Annotated in this window: 12 protein-coding genes and 4 pseudogenes; 8 read left to right on the top strand and 8 right to left on the bottom strand. The window is 60.6% G+C overall.

Translation table 11 applies throughout. The features are described from left to right. Positions 1 to 397 precede the first annotated feature (397 nt). Positions 398 to 1,720 (bottom strand): hypothetical protein, encoded by a 1,323-nt coding sequence (locus ATE71_RS15620; protein ID WP_039575466.1) that lies wholly within the window; start codon positions 1,718 to 1,720, stop codon positions 398 to 400. A 687-nt stretch (positions 1,721 to 2,407) separates the two neighbouring features. On the opposite strand from ATE71_RS15620, the gene ATE71_RS15615 reads away from it, so the two are divergent. Continuing rightward, entirely contained in the window at positions 2,408 to 5,344 is a 2,937-nt protein-coding gene (locus ATE71_RS15615; protein ID WP_054588702.1) for a TonB-dependent receptor, read from the top strand. A gap of 246 nt (positions 5,345 to 5,590) precedes the next feature. On the opposite strand, the pseudogene ATE71_RS15610 reads toward ATE71_RS15615, so the two are convergent. From ATE71_RS15610 to ATE71_RS15580, 6 genes and pseudogenes are all read right to left on the bottom strand, one after another. Then, positions 5,591 to 5,983, bottom strand: a pseudogene (locus ATE71_RS15610) (integrase core domain-containing protein); the annotation flags it as partial. 99 nt (positions 5,984 to 6,082) lie between these two features. After that, a pseudogene (gene tnpC, locus ATE71_RS15605) lies at positions 6,083 to 7,665 on the bottom strand (IS66 family transposase). A gap of 70 nt (positions 7,666 to 7,735) precedes the next feature. Further along, on the bottom strand, positions 7,736 to 8,089 hold the full coding sequence (gene tnpB / locus ATE71_RS15600; RefSeq protein WP_054588704.1) for an IS66 family insertion sequence element accessory protein TnpB: 354 nt from the start codon (positions 8,087 to 8,089) through the stop codon (positions 7,736 to 7,738). After that, the gene (gene tnpA / locus ATE71_RS15595; protein WP_082665252.1) at positions 8,086 to 8,490 is read right to left on the bottom strand and encodes an IS66-like element accessory protein TnpA; all 405 of its coding nucleotides are present in this window, start codon (positions 8,488 to 8,490) and stop codon (positions 8,086 to 8,088) included. The genes tnpB and tnpA overlap by 4 nt, the downstream gene beginning before the upstream one ends. A 125-nt stretch (positions 8,491 to 8,615) precedes the next feature. Continuing rightward, a protein-coding gene (locus tag ATE71_RS15590; RefSeq protein ID WP_095385752.1) for an IS3 family transposase occupies positions 8,616 to 9,763 on the bottom strand; the annotation gives its coding sequence in 2 pieces (ribosomal slippage) (positions 8,616 to 9,505 and positions 9,505 to 9,763; 1,149 coding nt in all). 51 nt (positions 9,764 to 9,814) lie between these two features. After that, positions 9,815 to 10,165: pseudogene (locus ATE71_RS15580) on the bottom strand (IS481 family transposase); the annotation flags it as partial. A gap of 6 nt (positions 10,166 to 10,171) precedes the next feature. Between ATE71_RS15580 and ATE71_RS15575 the strand changes: the two are divergent. After that, positions 10,172 to 10,520, top strand: a pseudogene (locus ATE71_RS15575) (integrase core domain-containing protein); the annotation flags it as partial. Positions 10,521 to 10,717: 197 nt separating this feature from the next. Here ATE71_RS15575 and ATE71_RS21840 read toward each other — a convergent pair. Then, on the bottom strand, positions 10,718 to 11,194 hold the full coding sequence (locus ATE71_RS21840) for a helix-turn-helix domain-containing protein (protein WP_081997358.1): 477 nt from the start codon (positions 11,192 to 11,194) through the stop codon (positions 10,718 to 10,720). A 364-nt stretch (positions 11,195 to 11,558) separates the two neighbouring features. Here ATE71_RS21840 and ATE71_RS15570 point away from each other — a divergent pair, with 364 nt between their 5' ends. The 6 genes from ATE71_RS15570 (at position 11,559) to ATE71_RS15545 (ending at position 15,985) form a co-directional block, all read left to right on the top strand. Then, entirely contained in the window at positions 11,559 to 12,395 is an 837-nt protein-coding gene (locus ATE71_RS15570; protein WP_082665251.1) for a DsbC family protein, read from the top strand. Between the two features lie 184 nt (positions 12,396 to 12,579). Continuing rightward, complete coding sequence (locus ATE71_RS15565; RefSeq protein WP_054588705.1) at positions 12,580 to 12,894, top strand: hypothetical protein; 315 nt, start codon at positions 12,580 to 12,582, stop codon at positions 12,892 to 12,894. Positions 12,895 to 13,031: 137 nt separating this feature from the next. After that, entirely contained in the window at positions 13,032 to 13,298 is a 267-nt protein-coding gene (locus tag ATE71_RS15560) for a type IV conjugative transfer system protein TraL (protein WP_054588706.1), read from the top strand. Positions 13,299 to 13,306: 8 nt separating this feature from the next. Beyond that, positions 13,307 to 13,948 carry a TraE/TraK family type IV conjugative transfer system protein gene (locus ATE71_RS15555; protein WP_054588707.1) on the top strand — a complete coding sequence of 214 codons (642 nt, stop codon included), beginning with the start codon at positions 13,307 to 13,309 and terminating at the stop codon, positions 13,946 to 13,948. Next, entirely contained in the window at positions 13,932 to 14,696 is a 765-nt protein-coding gene (locus ATE71_RS15550) for a type-F conjugative transfer system secretin TraK (RefSeq protein ID WP_054588708.1), read from the top strand. Before ATE71_RS15555 ends, ATE71_RS15550 begins: the two co-directional genes overlap by 17 nt. Further along, the gene (locus ATE71_RS15545; RefSeq protein ID WP_054588709.1) at positions 14,693 to 15,985 is read left to right on the top strand and encodes a TraB/VirB10 family protein; all 1,293 of its coding nucleotides are present in this window, start codon (positions 14,693 to 14,695) and stop codon (positions 15,983 to 15,985) included. Before ATE71_RS15550 ends, ATE71_RS15545 begins: the two co-directional genes overlap by 4 nt. Positions 15,986 to 16,013: the final 28 nt, after the last annotated feature.

Genomic DNA, 16,013 nt, shown 5'->3' with positions numbered 1-16,013 from the left:
ATCGCCACTCGATATGACAAAACCCTTCTCTCGTTCGAGAGCTTCCTAAACCTCGCCGCCACGCGGCTATGGCTGAAGTCTTTTGTCAACGCGGCCTAGGGACCTCACCGGCGGATTTCCATCAAGGCCAGCGGCACTCAAAACGCCGCACAAACAGGCCGGACATATGAAAGCAACCGATCAAAGCCATCGCGACCACAAAGCCCTTGCCATAGGGGGCGTCCACATATGAATCAGAAAACCGCCCAAAAAAGAATCCCCTTTGAATCAGCCAAATGTCATCCCGCTCTAACTCCTCGCCCAGCCAATGATATCTACGGCGGAAAACTCTAACCGCAACTGGTCCAGAATTCAGGTGGCAGAGCACCTGAAATGGAGGCGGCGCCGTTCTTACAGGTCAGAGCCGCACGCATCCCCGCAGGGTATCGCGCAGCACTGCAATTGAATTGCTGAGCGAGGCTTCGCCTTCCAGCCGCCCGTTGATACGTAGCATCACCGTCCCGCTTTGCTGCATGAGCAGGGGAACAAGTTGCGTACCCGTCACGCCGCCGATCCATTGAGTGCCGTTCGCATTGGCGCGCTGAACGGATATGCTAACGAGCCGACCGGAGAAGTTCCACGTCATCGTCATCGCATTGTCGGCGGAGGGCTTGTTGAGCAGCATCGCCATGTAGGGCTTTCCGCCTTCACAATAGAGACTGAGGGCTTCGATGTTGGGCGATGCCGCGGCGCTCACATAAGCCATGGGCGCGCGACCTTGCACCGGTACAACTTCCCAGGGTGTACCGGGAAGCGGCACTGCCGTTTCGGGCGGGCTTTTGTCCAACAGCGTCTTGATTTCCGGCGCAATCGGCAGCCTAACGCCCGAAGCAGACGGATAAACTGTTAGCTTGCCGCGCTCCCAAAGGCCCACCTGCACCGCACGGCGCGCCGGGTCTATTATTATATAGGCCTGCTCCACACCGCCCTGATGCTGCGCATTGCCGGAAAGATAGTAATAGTTCCCAGCCCGCTGCAATGGCGAGACGGCTGAGAGATTGGTCCGCAGCGCAGCCATCTTCGGCCCCATCCGGGCCTTCAATGCCGCAGCCAAGGTACCCTTATCGAACAGGTCGATATTGTCCTTGGCGTAGCTTCCCGGATATTTGCCGACGAGGCTGGCGAGATTGGTCCATTCCGCTGGAATGCCTTGCACGGCCACCGCCGGCTCAGGCCGTGGCGGCAGTGGCGTGCCAGCAAGAGCGCTGCCCTGGCAGAGCGTGAACGGGCCGCCACCCGTGAAGGCCGCATGGAAAGAAGCCGGGCGTTGGCCGCGCGGCAGATCGGATTCAAAGCGGATGACACCGCGCTTCTCGTCGTCGTTCACATACATGAGAACCCGACCAAAATCATTGCTGCTAACTGGAAAGGGAAAAAATACTGCCATGATGCCGTCATAGCTCTGGCCCATGAAGGTGAGAGCATATTCCACCCGAGGGGGCTTTATTTCCCGACCATTGGCGCGGAACGTCATGCCCTTTTCATCGATGGTTACGCGCGGTTCCTTTGAGCAGTCGCCGCGCGGGGCGTAGCTGCCAAAGATATGGTCGACGCCCTGATCCTTGAAGCTGGATAGTGGTAGCGCCTGCGCACTTGCGGCAGCAATCGTGGCAATCGCACAAGCGGCAAGACCTACACCCGAAAGGCGGATTGTGGACGGCATGTGAAATGGCAATGTCATGTCGAATCCCCATCGAAGTGGTGACGGTTTTCGCGCGCACATGGCTCAGTCACGAGGTAAATTGGTGCGCCGGTCGCCTTGATCCTATTTGGCCAACAGGATAGCTGACTTAAGGGATGGTTTGGTTCTGGTCATGGATGCCCCCACGTGAAAGCCCTGCCCGGCAGGGACCGTGACGTGGTTAATACGATCTTGATGACTCTAAAATGAACGGGAAGGAATAGGTGAACTGACCTGACCCCCTGGTTTCCACCAGCCGGGATCAGAGCCCGGCCTTTTGCACTGCTATCCAACTTTCGACCACGCGGGTCATGCGCTCCGGATCGGGCATGCCGTACCGCAGCCGCATCCAAAAGTCGTCGGCGCGCGCTCGACCGCGCCAAGGCTGAAGCGCTGACAGCAAGCATCGGATGTATAAACTGATATCTTCGGATCTGAGATGGCACACCTCCCACCGCCCCGAGCAAAATAATAAAGTGCCATAATAAAGTTCTTTACCAAATGCCGAAAAACTGCTCATCTTCCAGCCGAGCGGCGAGAATCTTTTCCTCTCCGGAAATCTCCTTCTGGCCACTCCTCAAACTCGGGGCAGCTCGGCGAGCTGCCCCATTTTTGAACATCGACAATCGGGGACAAGGACGGGTTCGCGCAAGAAACGAAAAAATCGAGACAGGGAGAGATAGGGTGATGAATAAGAAAGCCTATTGGTTGGCAAGCGCCGTCGTGATGGCGTTGCCACAGGTCTCAAATGCTCAGGAAGTCATAGCCGAAGAGCCAGATGGCGGTGACAATGTCATCGTCGTGACAGCGCAACGTCAGGCGCAAAGCTTGCAAGACGTACCGATCGCTGTCAGCGCATTCAGCGCTGAGGCGCTTGAAAGCCAGCAGATCGAAAATGCCTCGGATCTACAGCTGACGCTGCCCAATGTATCTTTCTCGAAAGGCAATTTCACCTCAGCTTCATTCACTATTCGCGGCGTTGGCGACCTGTGCGTCGGCGTCACCTGCGATGCTGCGACCGCAATCCATGTCAATGGATCCCCCTTGTTCGGAACACGCCTGTTCGAGACCGAATATTTCGATCTGGAAAGGATTGAAGTCCTTCGCGGACCTCAAGGCACCCTGTTCGGCCGGAATGCGACCTCCGGGGTCGTGAATGTTGTGACCGCGAAACCCAAACTCTCCCGTTTCGAGGCTGAAGCGCAATTCGAGTATGGCAATTTCAACAGCATCGAAGCGCGTGGCATGGTCAACGTCCCGATCGGGGATATGATCGGCGTGAGGCTGGCGGGCATATATGTGAACCGCGACGGTTATACGACGAATCTCTATGATGGATCGGACATCGACGCTCGGGACCTCTATGCGTTGCGAGGCTCCCTTCGTTTCGAACCCGGTCCTGATACGACGATCGATCTCATGGGCTATTATTTCCGGGAAAAGGACACGCGCCTCAGAAACCAGAAACAAACGTGCCAACGCGATCCATTGGGCGTGCTCGGATGCCTGAACAATCGACGTGATTTCGATACCACGAACGCAAATTCAACGGTCGGTGCGACGCTCAGTTCATCCGAGTTCTTCGCCATTCAGGGCATTCCCGCCGTGCTCGGCCTCGGCAGCCTTTATGGCCCTGATGGGTTTTCCGGGTTTCAGGAGCCTGGCGATGTGCGTGTCGTCAACACGGCCTATACCCCTTTCTATTTTGCCGAAGAGCTACAGGTGCAGGCGCGCCTTGAGCAAAAATTCGGCGCGATGACCCTGACGGCCACCGGCATTTATCAGGATACTGAAGTCGATTCCAGGCAGGACTATTTTCTTGGAATTCAAAGCCGTGCCGGTTTCGCCCCGGCGCTCAATACGTTGGACTTTTTTGCGGCTAACGGATTACCGACAGGTCTTGCTCCGCCGGCGCCAGCCTTCATTCCCGGCTCTTCGGCCTATTTTTCGCCGATTGCCGGCGCTCTAATCCCGGACGGTCCGCAGGGCGTGCTGTGCACGTCGGATAATGATGATGGAAGCAGAGGCGCTTTCGAAGGGAACTCGCTGTGTTCCGAAACGCCGCTTTCTTTCGATCGATCTTCGGAACAACGCGAATCGTGGAGCGGAGAGCTCATCCTCACGAGTGACTTCGACGGGCCGTTCAATTTCCTGTTGGGCGGAATTTACGCGAAATCGAAAACCACCGACAATAGCTATTATGTGAACTCGTTTGCGCTCGATTACGCCAGTGCCGTATTGGGTTCATTCGGCTCCTTGTCGGGCGGCCTTCCGCCATCCTATTTCGCGACGTCGATGTATCGGAACAACTCGCTGGAATCGAATCTAGAGAGCTATGGCATTTTCGGCGAGGTCTATTTCGATCTAAGCGACCGGCTGACGTTGACCGGGGGGCTGCGTTACAATAATGACAAGAAGGATGTGACGGCGCGTACGACGCTGATCAGTTTCCTGAACCCTTATGCCAATGATGGAGATCCGTTCGATACCCCGATAACGCCCCTCACCGGGCCGTCTGGGCTTTTCGATGCCGACCCGGGGACGCCGGGCCAACAGCTCGCCCAGTTTCGCGAAGTAAGCTTCGACGAAATTACCGGACGAGCAGTTCTGGCCTTCGAGGTTACGCCGGACAATTCACTCTATGCATCTTATTCTAGGGGTTACAAATCCGGCGGGATCAATCCTCCGCTTTCTCCGATTTTCGCCGTCAGCGAGAGTTTCGGCTCTGAAACGATCGATGCCTTCGAGATCGGCTCCAAGAACGTCTTCGCAAACGGCGCGTTACAACTCAATGCCACCGCATTTTACTACAAATATAGTGGACTGCAGCTCAGCCGCATCGTGGCAAGAACGTCCGTGAATGACACGGTTGACGCCAATATCTGGGGTGTCGAACTGGAGTCTGTCATCAGGCCGGACCCGAACTGGCTTATCAATCTGTCCTTCAGCTATCTCAATGCCAAGGTCGCCGGCGATCAATTCTTCTCCAATCCGCGTGATCCGGGCGGCGGGGATCCTGATGCCGTGATTATCAAGGACATCAGCAATGGTGCGCACTGCGCTGTCACGGGACCTGCGCCTGGCGTTGCTGATGCGTTCGTTGCGGGCGTAAATGCGGCTCTCGGCCTTCGCGCACCGCAGGAATTTCCTTCGGACGGCAATATCGCCTCCAGCGGCGCGTTCGGCATTTGCGGTGTCCTCGCGAGCGCTATCCCTGCGAACAGCGGGATCCAGGTATTGAGTCCTGGCGTCGAGGTTAACATCAAGGGCAACACATTGCCGCAAGCGCCGAATGTCAAGGTCTCGATGGGCGTGCAGTACACGGCAGAGGTCGGGAATGGTATGACACTCGTCCCCCGCGTCGACATTTCCATGACCGGAAAGCAATATGGCAATATCTTCAACGGCAGAATTAATCGCATCCAACCTTTCGTACAGGCTAATGCAGTTTTGCAGTTGAATGGTGCCGACGAGCGCTGGTTTGTCCGGGGGTTCGTTCAGAATATCTTCGATAGCAACTCAGTTACCGGACTTTATGTCACCGATGCATCTTCCGGTAATTTTACAAATATCTACACGCTTGATCCGCGGCGTTATGGTGTCGCGATCGGCGCAAAATTCTAATGCTTTAGCTGTCCCAATCGATCGGGAAAAATTATACCGCATGAAAATCGCGGCGTCGGAGGGCCAGTAGCAGGCCCTCCGACGCCGATTTCATGCGCCAATTGCAGTCTTGGGCGAGGAATGGGTGTGAGATACGTCCGGCGTGCGCACTGCGGAAACTTGCGTCTCGCGCGAGCGATATGGGAGGCACATTGGCTCCTGCCCCTCGAATCTGACCGGCCCCCACCGAGTGGTCCGCGTGGACTGTTAGGTGTTTAGTCCCAGCATGTGATGGAGTGGTTTCATATTGAAGATATCTGGCTTGGATTTCCGGAGCTCTTCGATGGCCTCGTAGGTTGTCTTGAAGCGCAGAGCCTTCAACTGCTTGGCGAAGTTGTAAGCGACGAGCCAGTCGCGGACATGGCGGCGCAGTTCATTGATCGACGTGTAATGGAAGGATTTGACGGTGGCCTCCTTGATGGTGCGCACCATCCGTTCGGCCTGGCCGTTGGTCCATGGGTGATAGGGCTTGGTGAGGCGATGCTCGATGCCGTTCTGCTCGCAGACACGGCCGAAGATATGGCCGATCCATCCCAGTGGGCCGCCTTGGTCCCGCTGCACGAACTGTACGCCGTTATCTGTCAGGATGGTGTGGATCCTGGTAAGTGATAATTTTCCCCCACGCGGGGCGGACGGGCGCGGGCTTCGATTAGAAGCTGGCGCCTAATTTCGTTGTATCTAATTTCGATCGTGCTTTGCTCAGGCGGCGTTGGCGGTGGCACTCGTTTCGAACGTCATTTCGGCGGCCTTTGTATCGACCCAGTTCCCAGGTAGCAGGTCATCGATGGGCTCGCCGTCGCCGCGGGTGACGATGCGGGCAAGGACGTCGGCCAGGTAGGCGGCGGGGTTGATCGCACCCAGCTTGCAGGTCTCGATCAGCGACGCGATCGCCGCCCAGTTCTCGGCGCCCAGTTCGTGGCCCGCGAACAACGCATTTTTCCGTTGGAGTGCGATCGGCCGCATCGACCGCTCCACCGGGTTGTTGTCGATGTCGATCCGGCCATCGTCGAGGAACCGGACGAGCCCGGCCCAGTGGCTCAGTGCATAGTTGATCGCCTTGAGGGTCGGCGAGCCGCTGAACATGCGCCGGCGCTTGGCGTCGAGCCAGTCATGCAGCTCGTCGACGATCGGGCTGGACCGCGCCTAGCGGACGGCAAGGCGCTCCTCGGGCGTGCGACCGTGGATCTCGCGCTCGATGTTGTAGAGCAGCCCGATCCGGTGCAGCGCTTCGGTGGCGATCGGCGCGCCATCGCCCTTGCCGCCGGCGTCGAAGAAGCCGCGGCGAACATGCGCCCAGCAATAGGCCAGCACCGAGGGTCCGCCGGGACGTCCCGCCTTGCCGAACTGGCCATAGGCTTCATAGCCATCGACCTGCAGGATGCCGTGATACTCGCCGAGGAGCTTCGCCGCCCACATGCCGCCCCGGCCCGGCATGTAGCTGTAAACGATCGCGGGTGGATCGACCCCGCCATGCGGGCGGTCGTCGCGGACCATCGCCCACAGGTAGCCCGTCTTCGTCTTGCCGCTGCTCGGCGCCAGCACCATCGCGGTGGTCTCGTCGACGAACAGGCGATCGCTCTTCAGAAGCTCCGCCTTCTGCCGGTCGACGATCGGCTTCAGATAGCCCGCCGCGCGGCCGACCCAGCCCGCGAGCGTCGCGCGATCGATCGTCACGCCCTGGCGCGCCAACATCTGCGCCTGCCGGTAGAGCGGAAGGTGATCAGCGTATTTCTTGACGAGGATATCGGCGAGCAGCGCTTCCCTCGGCAGGCCGCCCGGCACCACATGCGCGGGAGCCTTCGCCTGCGCGACGCTATCGCCGCACGATCGGCACACCATCCTCGGCCGCACCGTCACGATGACGCGATATTGGGCGGGGATGATGTCGAGTCGTTCGGACCGATCCTCGCCGATCCGGTGCAGCGCACCGCCGCAGCCCGCGCAGCAGCCGGCCTCCGGCGCGATCTCGATCTCGTGACGCGGAAGATGCGCCGGCAGCGAGGCGCGGGTTCGTCCGCCGCACGCTTGCGCCGCGGCGGCGCGATGCCGGTGGCTTCCTCGCCCTGTTCGACCAGCAGTTCGGCTTCGGCCATCGATACGTCGCGATCTTCGAGCGCCAGCGCGAGCTGGCCGCTGTCGATCTTCTCCGACCGCTTGCCGAAGTGCATGCGATTGAGGACATCAAGAAGGTGCTGGAGCCGGGCGGAGCGGAGCCGTTCGGCGATGATCATCGCCTTTAGTGCCTCGACGTCGTCGGGCAGCTCTTCCACCCCCTCGCTCATGGTGCGGATGGATACATTATTTCGCGGTTTTCTGCCCGTTTTGTGCGGCAAGACGAGTCATTTTCACGGCCTATAACGCCATCACCGGACGCGCCACACGCGGGGCATGAACACGCGCCCAGTCGAGCCCTTCGATCAGCGCCGAAGCCTGCGCCGCGGTAAGGCTCATCACCCCGTCGCCGAAGCGCGGCCAGCGGAACGTGCCCGTCTCGAGCCGCTTCGTCACCAGCACCAGGCCGGTCCCGTCCCATAGCAGCAGCTTGATCCGATCGGCGCGCTTGCGGCGGAACACGAACATGATTCCGGAGAAGGGGTCGCGGTTCAGCTCGTGCTGCACGAGCGACGCCAGGCCCACCATTCCCTTGCGGAAGTCGACCGGCTTCACCGCCACCAGCACTTTGAGTGGTCCCGGCGGGATGATCATGTCGACACCTGCACCGCGAGCAGCACCCGCTCGATATGGTCGGTAGTCACGCCGTCGGGAATGCGGATCGTCATGCCCTTGATGTTGATGCGGATCTCGGCGCCGCTGCCCTGCGCCTTCGGCTCCTCGACCATTGCCGGAACGAAGGCCGGCGCGTCGTCCGATTCCATCCGTTCGCGCGCTTCCCGGCGCCAGGCGTAGAGCTGCTGCGGCAGGATATCGTTCCGGCGCGCGATATCCGCGACGTTCGCCCGCGGCGCCATACTCTCGGCGATGATCCGGGCCTTCGCTTCCGGCGTCCACTGCCGACGCTCGCGACCCGCCGGGATCACCTCCATCGGGCGAGCACGACCGTTCCCGTTGCTTTCGAAGCTACTTTCGAACGTCGTTACATCGCCCATCGCTAGTTACGCTCCCGATACAGAAGGCGCGCAACATAACGATCTCAGAACATTCGAAAATGTGGGGGTAAATTAGCGCTTACGGTGGCCTGCTGCCGGTTTGGTGGACACCGAGATAAGTTCATTCAGGCTACCCCAGCTTCACGTTCGAAGTCGATAGGACTGAGGTAACCCAAGGTCGAGTGACGCCGGGTCGGGTTGTAGAAGCATTCGATATAATCGAACACGTCGGCCTTCGCCTGCGCCCTCGTGCGGTAGATCTTCTTCCCGATCCGCTCGGTCTTGAGCGAGGAGAAGAAGCTCTCCATGGCGGCATTATCCCATACATTGCCGGACCGGCTCATTGAGCAGGTGACCCCATTGTCGGCCATGAGCCGCTGGAACTGCTCGCTGGTATACTGGCTGCCCTGATCCGAGTGATGCAGGAGAGCATCGGGCTTGCCGCGCCGCCAGATCGCCATGATCAGCGCATCGGTGACGAGCTGGGCTGTCATGTTGGGAGTCATCGACCATCCGACCACCCGGCGCGAGAACAGGTCGATCACCGCAGCAACATAGAGCCATCCCTCGGCCGTCCAGATATAGGTGAAGTCGGCCACCCACTTCTGGTTCGGCCTGTCTGCCGTGAACTGGCGATCGAGCACGTTGCCGGCGATGACCGAACGATCGCCGTGATCCTTGGGAAGCCCGCGTCGCCGCGGCCTCGCTCGCAGACCCTGCGCCCGCATGAGCCGTTCGATCCGGTGCAGGCCGCAGGACACCCCATCGGCCAGCAGGTCGTGCCAGACACGGCGCGCGCCATAAGTGCGATAACTTCCTACATGGCTGGCACGGACCTTCGCACCGATCACCTCGTCGTCGCGGGCACGCTGCGACGGCGGGCGGATCAGCCAGGCATGGAAGCCGCTTCGCGAGACACCGAGCGCCCCGCACATCCATGCCACCGGCCAGATCCCTCGGTGCTTCGCGATGAACTGGAACTTCATATCGAGTCCCTCGCGAAGTAGGCGGCGGCTTTTTTTAGGATGTCGCGCTCCGCCTTCAACTTGGCCAGCTCGCGCCGCAGGCGATCGATCTCCATCTGCTCCGGCTTCATCTGACCGTGACCGGGAAAGGCATGACCCGGATCGGCGGCAAGCTCCCGGACCCATTTACGCAGCACGTTCGCATGCACATCCAGATCGCGCGACGCCTGCGCGATCGTCACCCCGCGTTCGCGGACCATCCTCACCGCCTCAAGCTTGAACTCGCGGCTGAACTTCCTTCTTTGCATTGTGGACCTCCGATAGGTGGAAACACCCTATCTCGGTGTCCACCAAACCGGCAGCAGGCCACGGATCCTGTATGGCACCGTCTTGATAAGCACGCGCAGGAAGGCTGCCGCGGCAAGCTTGGTCGCCCGGCGATAGATGCGGGCGAACACCAGCTTCGAGGTGCGGTCCACTTCGACATAGAGGAAGCCTCTTCCGCCTTCATAGCGCAGTTCCGCGATATCGACGTGGAAGTAGCCAATCTCATATTTCTTGAACTTCTTCGGCTTCTCCCGATCGGCTTTGGGCAACCGACTGATCCCGTGGCGTTGCAGGCAACGGTGCAGCGACGAGCGTGTCAGGTGTGGGATCACGTCCTTCAGCGCGATGAACACGTCGTCGAGCGGCAATCGCGCCTGCACCGGACACCGGATGTGTTCGAGGTGCTGGAACGGGGCTGCGCGCAAGTGGGTTATCCCGCCTCGATCAGGGCTGACAATGGCAGCGAATTTTATCTCCCGCGAGCTCGATCTGTGGGCCTACATGAAGGGCGTGACGCTCGACTTCTCGCGGCCTGGCAAGCCCACCGACAACGCGTTCATCGAGAGCTTCAACGGCAAGGAATGCCTTAACGCCCACTGGTTCATGAGCCTGGATGACGCGGTGCGAAAATGCGAGGCTTGGCGTAGGGACTACAACGAGGTACGACCGCACAGCGCGATCGAGAACAAATCACCGATATCGCTCATGTTGGCATCAGCGGCACATGGCCCGCCCTGATGTCAGCACGCTGGAAGGCTGCCAGCAGGGCGGTCCAGAAACGGGTAGCAGCTCAGAAGCCATCGAGTATCTTGGCAAGTTCTGGACGATCCTGGGATGTCGGTTTGCCCCGAACTTCGTCGTTCTGATCGCAATGCAACTCGGGTACGCAAATCCTTGTCCCTGGTTCACTTGACAAATTTTCAGAAGTAGCAATTTTAGCTCCTATCCTGAGTAGCAGGTAAAGATTGTGCTGTTCTTGACTGATTTTCAGCAGGGACTCGAACCTCGGCGCGCAGAGGTTCCTGGGCGCGTTCAAATTCGCCGCGGTGTGCAGCCCATCCTGCTCGTCTGCCGATATGAGTCCAGATCAGATATTCGATGTCGGCCCATTCGAATGGCGCTGGATCGATCGACGAAGCTTGGCTGTAGTCAGGGTCCAACAAGGGAAGAAGGACGAACGCGGGCGCGAGACGGAGCGCCGCTGCGCAACGTAAATGGTCATCGAGCGCCACGGCCGGGTTACCGCTCTCGATCTCTCGTAGCCAACGAACGCTCAATCCAACTCTGCGGGCAAGATGCTCCTGACTCAAGCGACGGCGAAGACGCTCGCTTTCGATGCGCCGCCCAGAGAACTCCTTGAGCTGATCCAGCGAAGCGACGCCGCCCTTCTCGCATGTCCTGGTGTCCGACATGAGCTTCCGTCCGAATAGTATGTGGTGCGCTAGCGCTCCATGCGAGGCTGGCTATCGCTGAGCGACACAGCAAGTAGAGATGCTTTCAGTCTATTAGCTTCGTTCATCTTCAAGGATTTCAGTCTGTGTCGCGCCTGACGCAATTCCCTTCAATTCATTGATTCCAATATGAAAGTTGGAATCACGATGCTCGGCTGCGGCACAATCGTGCCGCCTTGGGGAACGCGCCTGCCCTCACGATTGCCGCTGGCTCACAGCGCGTCCATCTATCCCTCCGTTCCGACCGGCTGACTTATCACTGGCTGCCTCATCGGACGTTCACGCAACCCACATCGAACGGGCGCCGTCGCGCCAGGGAGGACTCATGTCATGCGATTCCGCGAACGATCGTGCTGCGCCTCGATTCCGGTTATCGTCATTATCGGCGAACGGCCCCTTCAAGAAACCTGCCGTCTTACTGGCGGCGGCCGCACTTCTCGCCTCGCCGGTCGTTTGTGCACAAGAGAAGACGGAGAAGGTGTTGCTGGCAAAAGCCGCAGCGGAGGCGGAGCAGCAACTCAAGCAAACCTTCACAAATCTCCAGTTCGATGATTTCGAACCGGCGCCGGTGAAAGGCGCGATCTATCAAGCGAGTGCTGGCGGCCGGATCGTCTATTATGCGCCCGAGAGCGAGCATCTCTTGTTCGCGTCGATCTTCGACAAGAACGGCGTCAATCTGACAGCCCTCGCGCAGGAAGCCGGCATCTCCAACCGTCTGAAATCGATAGACTCCTCACAGGCGCTTGAAATCGGCCCCAAGGATGCGCCGACGGTGATCGAATTTACCGATCCCGACTGCCCCTATTGTCGCGCGCTTAATCGATATTGGGCAGCGAAGGCCGCCGAGGGAAAACCGGTCCGGCGTCTCATATTCTTCGTGAGCGGCATTCATCCGGAAGCCGCGGCAAAGTCCGAGCACATCCTGTGCTCAGTCGATAAGGCGGTAGCCTTTAAAGCCATCTATTCGGGTGCCGCGCCGACAGCGCTGCGAACCTGCGCTGAAGGCCGCGGAAAGGTCGAAGCTCACGCCAAAGTGGTCAGCGCCGCTGGTGTCAGCGGGACGCCGACCTTGATCGCGGGCGGCAAGCTCATCTCCGGATTTCAGCAGGCCGAGATCGAGGCCTTTCTATCCTCGGCGAAGACCAACCGTGTCTCTCGCTGAATTCCATCTCTTCATGGCGGCTGCTCGGACGCAGAGAGCATCATCGCTCTCGGTCCCAACGCACCGGAATGCCGGCGGCGACGCCCCTTCGGGCCGTCCAGCACCGCCGTCGGCCGACAACGATCACCATCGATGCCGGCAGGCAGAGTTCAGGGCGGCCCAATGCCCAAGAAAGCAATCATTCATGGTCAAAAAACTTACCAGAACCGTACTTTCGGCCGCCGATGTCGGCGTACCGGTCCTGCTTCTGTCGCTCCTCGCGGCAAGCGCCCACGCCTTTACCGCGCCCGTGGCGGGGGATCTCGGCTACGACATCTACGACATTGTCGTGAACCAGGGTGTCAAAGGCCCGCTCGGCTTCGTCGGGGGCGTCGCCGCCTTCCTGTTCGGCGTGTCGCGACTGTTCAGCAATATCATGATCGGCATCCCGACGATCGTCGCTGCCGTCTGCCTCATTAAGGCGGACAGCATCCTTCAAACCTTCGGCATGGTGATCTGACGGCATCGGAACGTGGGCAAGCATTCGGGTTCCACGCTCGCCCACGTTCCGGTCACCGGGAGGAAGTGCTCCCGGACCCTCGTCTTCGCTTTCGATTTGCTTCGCTGGTGAGGACCGTAGCAGGAGGAGAAGGGTCGATGGACGAACGCTTGCCCCAATATCTGCACAAGCCGGTTCAGATCCTGTGGTTCGGATCGGACGAGTTCGTGTTGGTGGTCACCACCATCTTCGTCGCCGTCATCGTCGGCGGACTGGTCGGTTGGGCGTTCATCGCGGCCCTTCTCCTTTTCCTGCCATGGAAGCGCGCGCAGCCGCGCGGTTTCCTCGCCCATCTCGCATGGCGCTGGGGGATGCTTCGCTTTCGCCATTATCCGGGTCCGACCCAAACCCGATTTTACGAGTGAGGCCGCAGATGTTCTCGCGTCATCGCAAACCCCGAAGCGCGCCGGTCGACCCGCTGCTCGGTAAACCCGCCAGCTTCGGGATCCATCGGTACATTCAGGGCTCATCGAACCTCTTCGAAGAGAACCGGCTGCTCAAGTTCGCGATCGTCGGGCTGTTCGGCATTACCGCGGTGCTTGGCACGGTCATTTACAGCTCGGACCAGAAAGAGCGCACGGTGGTCGTGCCGTTCGGTTCGGGCGGCGATCTCTATGTGACCGGCTCGAAGCCATCGGCCGCCTATATCCGCACGATGACGCGCAATATCGTCGCGCTCGCCGGGACCTATTCGGCCTACTCGGCCGACCGGCAGTTCCAGGAACTGCTCTCGATCGTCCATCCATCGGCGTACGACAGCATGCGCGACAGCCTGAACGGCATATTGGACGAGCTCGCGGGCAATCCGACGCTGTCGATCGCGACCTACATCCGCCCCGATCAGCCGGTCCAGTGGACCGAGCGTGACATCCTGGTCCCGATCGAGAAGGTCCGCGTGATCGGCGGTGTCATCCGCAAGTTCCGCGGCGAACTTCGCGTCCGCTACGCCGTCGAGAACGGACGCTTCTGGGTCATTTCGCTCACCGAGGAGAAATTCGATGTCCAGCCTCGCTAGGCTCGCGGCGGCGCTGCCCGTTGCCGCGCTGCTGTTGCCCGCGCCCGCATCAGCGCAAGCCATCACCGTCCTTCCCGACCAGATGAGCACGATCCGCCTCTCAAACCGCGACGTCAATCATATCGTCTGCGTCGGCGGCGAGATCGAGGATGTAAAATTCTCGGCCGAGAAGGCGATCGCGGTCGAGCGCGCGGGCTCCGACGCCTGGATCAAGTTTCTCGTCAAGGAAGTCGACGATATGGGTATGGTGACGCGCAGCTATGTGACGACACCCTCTGAGTTCTTCATCAGCTGCAACGGGGCCATCTATCCGCTCTATGCCGAGCCTACGGAAATTCCCGCGCAAACGGTCACGCTTGCTCCCGGACGGCCGCAGCGCGCACGGGCCAATGAGGAGCTGCTCGGGCCGCTAGTCGAGGAAGAGAGGGCAGTGTCGATCACGCTCGCGATGCTTCAGGACCGCGTGCCGGCAAGCTTCACCGAGGTCGCGCCGCGGTCGGGAACGATCACGATTGCCGGCCTCCCCTCGGCGCAGCTCGTCGAGCGCCGGCGTCTCGCGATCGAAGGCTCCGGCCTTTCCGTCTCCGAGTATCGCCTCGGTAGCGACAGCGATGTCGTGCTCGAGGAACAGCAGTTCCTCGACCGCGCGCTTGGCATCGACATCTTCGCAGTCACGCTCGACCGACTGAGCCTCAAGGCGGGCGAAAGCGCGCGGCTGATCGTTATCCGCCGGGGAGACGGCGAATGAACGACACGCCCGAACAAGAGCCGCTCGATCTCGGCGAGGTCGGCAAACCGCTTCCGCCCGAGGCCACTCGCGGCCCCGCTCTTCTCGCATTCAAGGAGCGCTGGGCGACGCTGGGCTCGAAACAGAAGCTGCGCGCCAAGCAGTTGAGTGTCGCGGGCGTCGTCGCGATGCTCGGTACCGGTCTCTACGCGGCGAGTACAGGCGGAGATGAGAAGGCGCCCGAGGCGCCAGCGGTGACCAAGCTCGACATGGGCGCCGGCCTGCGCGGCGACAGCCTCGAGACCAAGCTGCGGGGCGACCTCCAGAAGATTCTCGATGGCCAGACCTTGCTCGGCGACCGCGTCACCGCGATCGAGGAGGGCAAGGTCGTGCCCGGCAGCAAGCCAGGCGCACCTCCCGACGGCGACCCCGGGCTTCCCCCGGCTCTGCCGGGCGCGATACCGGATTATCCACCCGCGCCCGGCGATGCCGAAATCGCGACGGGCGAGATCCCGCCACCTCCTTCACCACCCGCGGCGCCCCCTGCTCCTCCTGCGCCCCCGGTTGAAAAGGCCGTCGGCGCGATCGGCGCCGCGGTGACCGCCCCCGGCACGATTGCCGCGGCCGATGGCAAGGGCGCGCCGTCTGGCGCTAAAAAAAAGACCCGGACGATCTATTTGCCACCTGGTTTCATGAAGGCGCGGCTGCTGACCGGGATCGACGCGCTCGCGAGCCGCGATGCTACCTCGAACCCCGAGCCGCTGATTGCGCGCGTCCAGGCGCCCGCCGTGCTGCCGAATGACGTCAAGGCCAATCTCTCGGGCTGCTTCGTCATCGGCAACGCGACGGGCAGCCTCGCCAAGGAGCGGGTCGAGGTCCAGCTCGTATCGCTGTCCTGCGTCGATTTCGACGAACGCTCGGTGGTCGACCAGCCGATCAAGGGTTTCTTCGTCGACACCGACGGCAAGAAGGGGCTGTCGGGCAAGGTGGTAACGCGCGCCGGCGCGAGTCTCGCGCGCGCCTTCATCGCCGGCACGATCAGCGGGATCAGCCAGACGGTCGAGAACACGGTCGGTGACGTGTCGACATCGGCCTTGGGTTCGGTGCGGACGCTCGATGTCGGCGACGCCGCCAAGGTGGGGATCGCAGGCGGCCTCTCGAAGTCGTCCGACAAGCTCACCGACTTCTATCTCGATCTCGCGCGGCAGGCGGGACCTATCGTCGAAGTGGGCGCCGCCAAGGACGTCGTCGTCGTCATCCAGGAAGGCGTCACGCTCGAGATCAAGCCGACCGCCGGGAGCAAGTTCTGATGCCCCCGCCCATCCTCGGAGGAATATC

The sequence above is a fragment of the Sphingopyxis sp. H115 genome (genome assembly GCF_001468465.1).
Taxonomy (GTDB): Bacteria; Pseudomonadota; Alphaproteobacteria; order Sphingomonadales; family Sphingomonadaceae; genus Sphingopyxis.
The sequence above is the reverse complement of the archived record's forward strand: the minus strand, read 5'-3'. Positions and strand labels throughout refer to the sequence as shown.